Genomic DNA, 8,717 nt, shown 5'->3' with positions numbered 1-8,717 from the left:
CTTTGCCTTTTAAATTTGAAGGAGAAAAGAAAATGGAAATCGCCATCAATTCTTTGAAAGAAGTGAAGAATCATTTGAATGCCGTTGCCATCATTCCCAATGAAAAAGTTTTCCAGATTATTAATAAAGACACTCCCTTGAGAGATGCCTTATCTGTTATTAATAAGTTTTTGTCGGAAAGCCTGGGCGGATTGATTGAAACGATTTACGAGCCCGGTTTGATCAATATTGATTTTGCTGATTTCAGGACGATTCTCGAGGGCAGGGGAAGATTGGCTTACTTGAATACGGTTGAAGTAGAGAGAAAAGAAGGCGCAATGAAAGACATTGCCACCAAGGTCCTCAGTTCTCCTTTGTACCCTTACACTATTCGGGGAGCCAAAGGAGTTTTATTTAACATTGCTGGAGAAAGGAATCTTTCACTTTCCGATGTTAACCAGATATCAAGAGCGATTTCAGATTTGGCTAATCCTGAAGCAAAGATCATTTTCGGCATTGCCCAGAACAAGAAATACTCCAATGTTATAAAAACAATTCTTTTAGCGACAGGCTGTGGTATGAAAATCGGTTCTTCAAAAAAGAGAAAAATAAAGCAGCTAAAGCCGAGAAGAAAGCCGAAAGAAGAGAAAGTTGAAAAGCCCAAAACTGTTTCAAAAAAGAAAAGAGCTGTTCGTAAAAAGAAAATCAAAGTCAGGAGAAAAAGAAAGCAGGTAGAAGCAGAGGTAGAAACTAAACAAGAAGAGGTTTCAAGTTCCGAGAACGACAAAGTAAGGAAAAACGCTTTGCAGATAAGGCAAGAAGCGAACAATCTTGAAAAAGAGATGGCGGAGAAGGAAAAGATCTGGGAATCTCCTGCTTTTTTGAGGAAAAAAACGGAAAAAGGATAATTAACCACATATTATATGATTTACGACGTCATAATAATTGGCGGCGGACCTGCTGGCGTTGCTGCCGGCATTTATGCTTCCAGACAGCGCTTAAACGCGCTTTTAATAACCAAGAGCTTTGGCGGGCAAATGGCCAGGAAAGCTGTTGCCATTGAGAATTATCCCGGGTTTGAAGAAATATCCGGACTTGATTTGATTAAGAAGTTTGAAAAGCACTTGAGGAAATTCACTTCTGGACAGCCAGGTAGGGGCCAGATCAAAATCGAGCTTGCATTAGTTTCAAAAATTAAAAAAGCAGGAAAGACTTTTTCGGTTTTGACCGGAAAGAAAAAAAAATTCAAAAGCAAGACGGTTCTCATTGCTTCCGGAGCTGACCCTCGGCCTTTAGAGGTGCCAGGCGAAAAGAAATTCATTGGCAAGGGAGTTTCCTACTGTACAGCCTGTGATGCTCCCTTATATGCTGGCAAAGACGTGGTGGTTGTCGGAGGAGGGAACTCCGGGTTTGAAGCAGCTCTGTTTTTGGCCGGTTGGGTCAGAAAATTATACATTTTGGAAAATTCTTCAAAAGTCAGTGCCGATCAATCAATTCAGGAAAAAGCCAAAAAAACAGGCAAGATTAAAGTGATAACTTCAGCTGCTTTGAAAAAAGTGGAAGGAAAGAAATTTGTTGAATCTTTGGTTTACCAGGATAATGAAACGAAAAAGACGGTTTCTTTGAAAGTCGGAGGCATTTTTGTTGAAATCGGCTCGCAGCCTGCCACTTCTTTTGTCAAAGGCTTGGTTGATTTCAGTGAAAGGGATGAAATAGTTATCGACCAAAAGACAATGCAGACCAAGACTACTGGTCTCTTTGCTGCAGGAGACGTCAGCGACGTTATCTTCAAGCAAATCGTTGTGGCGGCCGGCGAAGGCACCAAAGCGCTTTTAGCTATTTCAAATTATCTTCAAAAAAATGGCTGGAATTAAAGGAATCAAAGCCAGGAAAATTTTAGATTCAAAAGGAAATCCCACAGTTTGCGCGCAAGTTATTACTGACTCTGGCAGTTTTTCAGCTTCAGTGCCCGCAGGCACTTCAAAAGGCAGATTTGAAGCAAAAACCAAAGACGTAAAAACAGCTGTAAAAAACATTAACAAAGCTATATGTAGAAAGATTGCAGGAAAAGAAGCAGCTTCTCAAAAACAGATAGATGCATGGTTATTCAGAAACAAGTCCCGCTTTGGGGCAAATGCCACCTTGGCTACTTCTATTGCTGTTTTAAGGGCAGGGGCCAGAAGTAAAAAACTGCCTCTCTGGAAATGGATTTCTGCAATTGCCGGTACAAAGCCGAGAATTCCTTATCCTTTGGTTTTGCAGATTGAAGGCGGGCTTCACGCCAAAAACAAGCTGAATATTCAAGAGTTTATGACGGCTTTTCCTAAAAGCTCTTTTAAAGAAAGTTTTTTTCAAAGCAAGAAAGTATATAATCTACTAAGGAAGAATTTAATTAAAAAGTACGGCAGATCAGCTGCAGTTTTGGGTCTAGAAGGTGCTTTTGTGGCAACTGCCAAAAAAACAGAACAAGCTCTTGATAGAATAATTGAATCTGTGAAAGAAGCCGGTTTTAAAAACAAAGCAAGAATTGTTTTAGATGCTGCTGCTTCTTCATTTTTTAAAAAAGGGAAATATTTCTTTGAAGGAGAAAAAAAGAGCAAAAAAGAAATGCTTGATTTCTATGTTGGTCTTCTCAAAAAATATCCTGCCATAATCGCCATAGAGGATCCTTTTTCTGAAGAAGACTGGCATGGGTGGAAATTAATGAATTTAAAGTTTAAAAAGCTTTTGATTGTCGGAGATGATTTGACTGTCACCAATCCCGGCAGAATCAAGCTGGCCAGGAAGAGAAAAGCCTGCAATGCCGTAATTATAAAGCCCAATCAGATCGGTACGGTTTCTGAAGCGATTACAGCTTCTAAGCTGGCAAAATCATACGGTTGGAAAATTATCGTTTCCCATCGTTCGGGAGAAACCATGGATGATTTCATTGCTGATCTGGCTGTCGGCATCGGAGCTGATTTTATAAAATCCGGCGCTCCGTCAAAACCGGAAAGAATGGTAAAATACAGCAGATTATTGAAAATAGAAAAAGAAATTCATGGCTAAATTACTTTTATTAAGGCATTTACAATCGCAGTGGAATAAAGAAAATCGCTTTACCGGCTGGACCGATATTCCTTTGAGTGAAGAGGGAATTGAGAGCGCAAAAGAGGTTGCTGAAAAGTTGGCTGGTTTTCAAATCGATAAAGTTTACACTTCGCCCTTAACCAGAAACAGGGGAACTGTTTCTTTAATTTTGGAAAATCTTGGCAAAATCGATGAAGATAAATCTTCATCTTCACCCTTCACTAACGCTTGGGTAAAAGATGTGCCGATTATTGTTGATAAAGCGTTGGACGAAAGGAATTACGGAAGGCTGCAAGGATTAAATAAAAACGATGTTAAAAGGCAATACGGCGAAGCACAGGTTAAGCTATGGAGAAGGGGATGGAACGATGCGCCGCCAGAAGGCGAAAGCCTGAAAGACGTATATAACAGAGTGGTGCCGTTTTACGAAGAACACATTGAAAAAGATTTAAAAGAAGGGAAAAACGTTCTGGTGGTGGCCAGTCATAACAGCCTGAGAGCTTTGGTTAAGCATATTGAGAATATTTCTGACGAACAGATCATCAATTTTGAAATACCGACGGGCGGCTTGAAAGAATATGACATAGTGGCTTGACAAGGGTTCTTGGTAAAGATACAATAAAACCGAATAAGTGGTCGGTTTTTTATTATATCAAATTCATAGAATAAATTGAAATAATTTTTTAACAGATAAAATATATGAAATGCTGTTTATGTGGAGTAACTGAAAATAAAGATGGCACCCCTATTAAGTATCGTATTTGTAAAACATGTAATAATAAAAAAGCAAAACAATATTACTTGGAAAATTCCGAAAAACTTAAAAAAAGAAGTAATTTATGGAAGAAAAGAAACAGGGAAAAGGTAATTGAAATAAGTAAGAGATACAGGGCAGAATTAAAAATTCAAGCATTGAAAGCATATAATAATAATGAAAAACCAAAATGTGTCTGTTGTGGAGAAACAGAAATAGATTTTTTATGTTTAGATCATATTAATAATATTAGGCGTAAAGAAAGGGAAAAATATGGACTTGGAACCTCTTTTTTAAAATGGCTTAAAACTAATAATTATCCAAAACACTTAGGATTGCAAGTTTTGTGCTTTAATTGTAATTTTAGTAAGCGAATACACGGTGTCTGCATTCATCAATTAAGAAAATAATACATAAAAACTTGTAAATTTAATAGAATATTTTAGGTTTCTTATAAAACTATTGACGCTAATATAGAATTTTGATAAACTAAAAACCGACAATACTTGTCGGCTTTTAACTTGTACTGAGTTTATTGAAGTATGTTCAAAATATCCACCAAATCACAATACGGACTGAGAGCGATGGTTTATCTGGCAAAATGCAAAAAAGATATTTGTCCCTTGAAATTTATTTCAAAAGAAGAAGGGATTTCTTTCGATTATCTGGAAAAGATACTTTCTAAGCTCGAAAAAACTGGATTAGTTAAGGCGAAAAAAGGCGTTCAGGGCGGATACTTTTTAGCTAAGAAACCCTCAAAAATAAGAATCAGCGAAATAATCTGCGCCCTGGAAGACAGCAAAGGCCTGGTTAAATGCACGGCAAAAGGCAAATCTTGTCCCATGGAGAGAAAATGTCTGGCTAAAAGCTTTTGGCTGAAAATCCAAAAAACCTTGGATTCCGCTTTAAGTTCGATAACTTTGGCTGATTTAATAAAAAAATGAGCAATTTATTAAAGATTAAAAACTTGTACGTTAATGGAAACGGTAAAGAAATATTAAAGGGCGTGGATTTGGAAGTGGAAAAAGGCCAGATACAGGCGATTTTGGGACCCAATGCTTCTGGCAAAAGCACTTTGGCCCAGGCGATTTTGGGTAATTCTAAATACAAAGTGACCAAAGGCAGCATTCTGTTTTGCGGAAAAGAGATTAAAAGGCTTTCTCCGGAAAAAAGAGTAAAACTGGGTTTGGCTTTGTCTTGGCAGTCTCCTCCAGCGATAAAAGGAGTTAAACTTTCAAGACTTTTGGAAAAGATATCAAAAGACCGAAACAATACTGAAACGATTGAGCATTTACTGGACAGGGAGGTCAATCTTGATTTTTCAGGAGGGGAAAAAAGAGCAGCTGAGCTAGTCCAGATTCTGGCTTTAAATCCCAAGCTTGTTATTTTCGATGAAATTGATTCAGGTTTGGATCTAAAAAAAACAGAAACCGTTGCCAAAACCATTAAGAAATTATTATTAGATAGAAAGGTTTCTGTGCTGCTGATAACCCATTCTGGAACAATTTTGAATTTTTTAAAGCCCGACATTACCAGCGTAATAGTTGATGGCAGGGTTATTTGCCAGGAAAAAGATTTCAGAAAAGTTTTAAGAAGCATTAAAAGATACGGCTATGATAAATGTAAAAAATGCAAACTATCTTCAAATTGACCATAAGGTAAAGAATATTTTCGGATTGCCGGGGGTAATCGTTTTACCAAGTCTCCAGGCCTGGCTGAAATTTGAATGGACAAGGCCTTATTTTGTTAAGAAGCCCAAAGAAGGGTATTTTGTTTGGGTCAAAAAGCAAGTGGATTCTACCTTGACCACTTGTTTGACGATCGCTTCGCCAAAGGTTTACCAGAATTTAACCAATCTCATGGTTGTTGAAAAGGGCATAAAGGCCAAAGCTAATGTTGTTTGCAATGCAGCTAAGAACAATTTATACGGTAGTCATAGGGCCCGAGGCAAGCTCATTCTAAAAGAAGGAGCCAGTTTAGAATATAATCATGTCCACAAATGGGGTCAGAATGATTTTGTCAGTCCTAATTACGAATTCATTCTCGGAAAAGATTCTTCTTTAGTTTACAATTACCAGAATTTGCTTCCGCCAAAACAGGTTTCTTTAAAAACGACAATTCATGCCGGTAAGAACGCTTCTGCTAACTTGAATTTTGTTTTGCAAGGCAAAAACGATTCTAAGATAGACATATATGACGCTTTGCATCTTGAAGGCGAAAATTCCCAAGGGATAGTTAAATTAAGATTGGTCGGCAAAGAAAGAAGCGAAATTTCGGCTAAAAGCTTGATTGTAGCCAAAGCTGCAAGCAAGGGGCATTTGGATTGTCAGGGATTGCTGGTAGACAAGGGTTCAAAGATTTCTTTAATGCCCGAACTGATCTGCCATAATAAGAAAGCTCAGCTGACCCATGAAGCTTCCATAGGCAAGATTTCAGAAGAAGAGCTGAATTATTTGAGAATGAGGGGGCTAAGCGAAAAGGAAGCAATTGATTTGATTGTCAGCGGATTTTTAAAACAATGAACCCCGTTAGAAGTCTTGGGCAGAAAAAATTAGATTAATTTTTTCTGTGCTGTGATGACGGGGTATAATAGAAAACAAATGTCTGTTTGAAATTAGTTTTCAGCTATATAAAGACAGACTTCTAACGGGGTGAAAAAAGTAATTATTGCGCTTTCAGGAGGGATAGACAGTGCTGTGGCAGCCGCTCTTTTAAAAGGAGAGGGAGTCGATGAACTTCGTTCATCTTCACTCTTCGCTAACGCTCGCGTTTTTGATGTTATCGGAGTTTTTATGAGGCTTTTTCCCGGGGTAAAAAACAAGACTTCAGAAGCAAGGGCGAGGAAGGTAGCAAAGATTTTAAAGATTCCTTTCCGCATTTTTAATTTGGAAAAAGAGTTTAAAAAAATAGTGATAGATTGCTTTTTGAAAGAAAGCAAAGGGGGTTTAACTCCCAATCCCTGCGTTATTTGCAATAAAGAAATTAAATTCGGTTTATTTCTGGAAAAAGCCTTGAAACTGAAAGCTGATTATGTCGCTACCGGCCATTATGCCAGGATTGTCGAGGATCGTTCTCGAATTTTCAAGCTGTGCAAAGGTAAAGACAAGGAAAAAGACCAGAGCTATTTTTTGTGGCGGCTGAATCAGAAGCAATTGAAAAAGGTTTTGCTGCCAATAGGAGATTATGTTAAAAAAGAAGTTAAGAATCTGGCGAGAAAATTCAAATTATCATTTTTGGTTAAAGTTCCAAAGTCTCAAGAGATTTGCTTTATTAATGGCAAACTTGAAGTATTTTTGAAAAAGCAATTGGGTGCAAAGCCCGGCAAGATTGTTGATTTGAAAGGAAAAATATTGGGCGAACACCAAGGCTTGTGGTTTTATACCATCGGCCAGAGAAAGGGGATCGGTTTTTCCGGCGGTCCTTATTACGTTTTGGAAAAAGATTTAAAAAATAATCTTTTGATTGTTGATAAAAACGAGAAAAACCTGTATAAAGAAGAATTGATTGTTAAAAAGGCAAATTGGGTTTCCGGGAAAAAGCCAAAGTTTCCTTTGAAGTTGACAGTAAAGATACGATACCGCCACTTGGCGGTTCAGGCAGTTATCGTTAATGAATTGAAGCCCGGAACTCTGCGCCTGAAATTCAAGAGGCCGCAAAGAGCAGTTACTCCTGGCCAATCAGCTGTTTTTTACCAAGGTCAGGATCTTTTAGGCGGAGGAATAATTTATTAAAATGGATATATTCTCTTACATTTTAATCAGCACCTTTTTGATAAGCTTGCTTGCTTTTGTCGGAGCAATAATTTTATTTTTGAAAGAAAAGTTTTTGGACAGAGTTCTTTTAATTCTGGTTTCTTTTGCTGCCGGCGCTTTGATCGGAGGCGCTTTCCTGCATTTGATACCGGAAGTGATTGAACAAGTCGGTTCTGAAGAATCTCTTCTGAAAGTGTTTTTCTATCTGCTTTTTGGTTTTTGCTCTTTTTTCATTCTGGAAAATTTTATCAGCTGGCACCATCATCATTCAAAAAATCATCCTGAAATAAAATCATTTTCTTACCTTATTTTAATTTCAGATGCTATTCATAATTTTATTGACGGTTTGATTATAGCTGCTTCATTTATCGTTTCTGTTCCCTTGGGTGTGGCTACCACTTTGGCAGTCGCCTTACATGAGATTCCCCAGGAAATTGGCGACTTTGGCATTTTGGTTTACAGCGGATTTAAAAAAGCAAAAGCGCTGTTTTTGAACTTTTTGTCGGCTATCAGTATAGTTTTTGGCGGAATATTTGGCTTTTTATTGTCGGAAAAGATCGGCGGTTCCATTGTTTTTCTTTTGCCTTTTGCCGCCGGTTCATTTATTTATGTGGCTTGTTCCGATTTGATACCGGAGATAAAGCACAAAGGCAGTTTGCAGAAAGCCTTGATTAATTTTTTTGTATTTTTACTGGGAATAGGTATAATGTTTTTAATGAAGTTACTATGATGGTTTTTACCGATGAAAATTTTGAAAAAGAGATTTCCGAAGCCAAAAAGCCTTTTTTGGTTGACTTTTGGATGAAAGGCTGCACTCCATGTGTTTTGATTGCGCCCATTCTGGAAAAGCTGGCTGAGGAATTAAAAGAAGAAATATCTTTTGCCAAAGTTAATCTTAATATAGCTCCTTTAGCTGTTCAGAAATACGGGGTTAACGCAGTGCCGACAGTAATTCTTTTCAAAGAAGGAAAGCCCGTAGGAGGATTTGTCGGTATGATGCCGGAAGAAAATATAAGGGTCTGGCTGAAAGAGAATTTGCAAGAGGAGGGCGAAGAGGATAAATCCTCTTCTTCACCCTTCGCTGCGGCTCGGGTAGAGGAGGGCAAAGAGGATAAATCCTCTTCTTCACCCTTCGCTGCGGCTCGGGTAGATGAGGGCAAAGA

General features: G+C 38.1%; 11 protein-coding genes. All 11 read left to right on the top strand.

From position 1 onward, the window contains the following. Nucleotides 1–887: hypothetical protein (locus ISS83_02970; GenBank protein ID MBL7142590.1), on the top strand; the 887-nt coding region annotated here is incomplete at its 5' end. Between the two features lie 15 nt (nt 888–902). Beyond that, complete coding sequence (locus ISS83_02965) at nt 903–1,853, top strand: FAD-dependent oxidoreductase (GenBank protein MBL7142589.1); 951 nt, start codon at nt 903–905, stop codon at nt 1,851–1,853. Continuing rightward, a complete protein-coding gene (gene eno, locus ISS83_02960) occupies nt 1,840–3,027 on the top strand; it encodes a phosphopyruvate hydratase (protein MBL7142588.1) in 1,188 nt (395 codons plus the stop codon). The genes ISS83_02965 and eno overlap by 14 nt, the downstream gene beginning before the upstream one ends. Then, nucleotides 3,020–3,643 carry a 2,3-diphosphoglycerate-dependent phosphoglycerate mutase gene (locus ISS83_02955; protein MBL7142587.1) on the top strand — a complete coding sequence of 208 codons (624 nt, stop codon included), beginning with the start codon at nt 3,020–3,022 and terminating at the stop codon, nt 3,641–3,643. Before eno ends, ISS83_02955 begins: the two co-directional genes overlap by 8 nt. Before the next feature lie 104 nt (nt 3,644–3,747). Next, the gene (locus tag ISS83_02950; protein MBL7142586.1) at nt 3,748–4,212 is read left to right on the top strand and encodes a hypothetical protein; all 465 of its coding nucleotides are present in this window, start codon (nt 3,748–3,750) and stop codon (nt 4,210–4,212) included. Between the two features lie 132 nt (nt 4,213–4,344). Next, on the top strand, nt 4,345–4,746 hold the full coding sequence (locus ISS83_02945) for an Rrf2 family transcriptional regulator (protein ID MBL7142585.1): 402 nt from the start codon (nt 4,345–4,347) through the stop codon (nt 4,744–4,746). Continuing rightward, complete coding sequence (locus ISS83_02940; protein ID MBL7142584.1) at nt 4,743–5,453, top strand: ATP-binding cassette domain-containing protein; 711 nt, start codon at nt 4,743–4,745, stop codon at nt 5,451–5,453. The genes ISS83_02945 and ISS83_02940 overlap by 4 nt, the downstream gene beginning before the upstream one ends. Further along, the gene (locus ISS83_02935) at nt 5,416–6,324 is read left to right on the top strand and encodes a SufD family Fe-S cluster assembly protein (GenBank protein ID MBL7142583.1); all 909 of its coding nucleotides are present in this window, start codon (nt 5,416–5,418) and stop codon (nt 6,322–6,324) included. The genes ISS83_02940 and ISS83_02935 overlap by 38 nt, the downstream gene beginning before the upstream one ends. A gap of 129 nt (nt 6,325–6,453) precedes the next feature. Continuing rightward, on the top strand, nt 6,454–7,533 hold the full coding sequence (gene mnmA / locus ISS83_02930) for a tRNA 2-thiouridine(34) synthase MnmA (protein ID MBL7142582.1): 1,080 nt from the start codon (nt 6,454–6,456) through the stop codon (nt 7,531–7,533). Nucleotide 7,534: 1 nt separating this feature from the next. Beyond that, nucleotides 7,535–8,284 carry a ZIP family metal transporter gene (locus ISS83_02925; GenBank protein MBL7142581.1) on the top strand — a complete coding sequence of 250 codons (750 nt, stop codon included), beginning with the start codon at nt 7,535–7,537 and terminating at the stop codon, nt 8,282–8,284. After that, nucleotides 8,281–8,717: thioredoxin fold domain-containing protein (locus ISS83_02920; GenBank protein ID MBL7142580.1), on the top strand; the 437-nt coding region annotated here is incomplete at its 3' end. The genes ISS83_02925 and ISS83_02920, both read left to right, overlap by 4 nt.

This window comes from Candidatus Paceibacterota bacterium (assembly GCA_016782605.1).
Lineage (GTDB): Bacteria > Patescibacteriota > Minisyncoccia > Minisyncoccales > RBG-13-42-11 > BS750m-G71.
The sequence above is the reverse complement of the archived record's forward strand: the minus strand, read 5'-3'. Positions and strand labels throughout refer to the sequence as shown.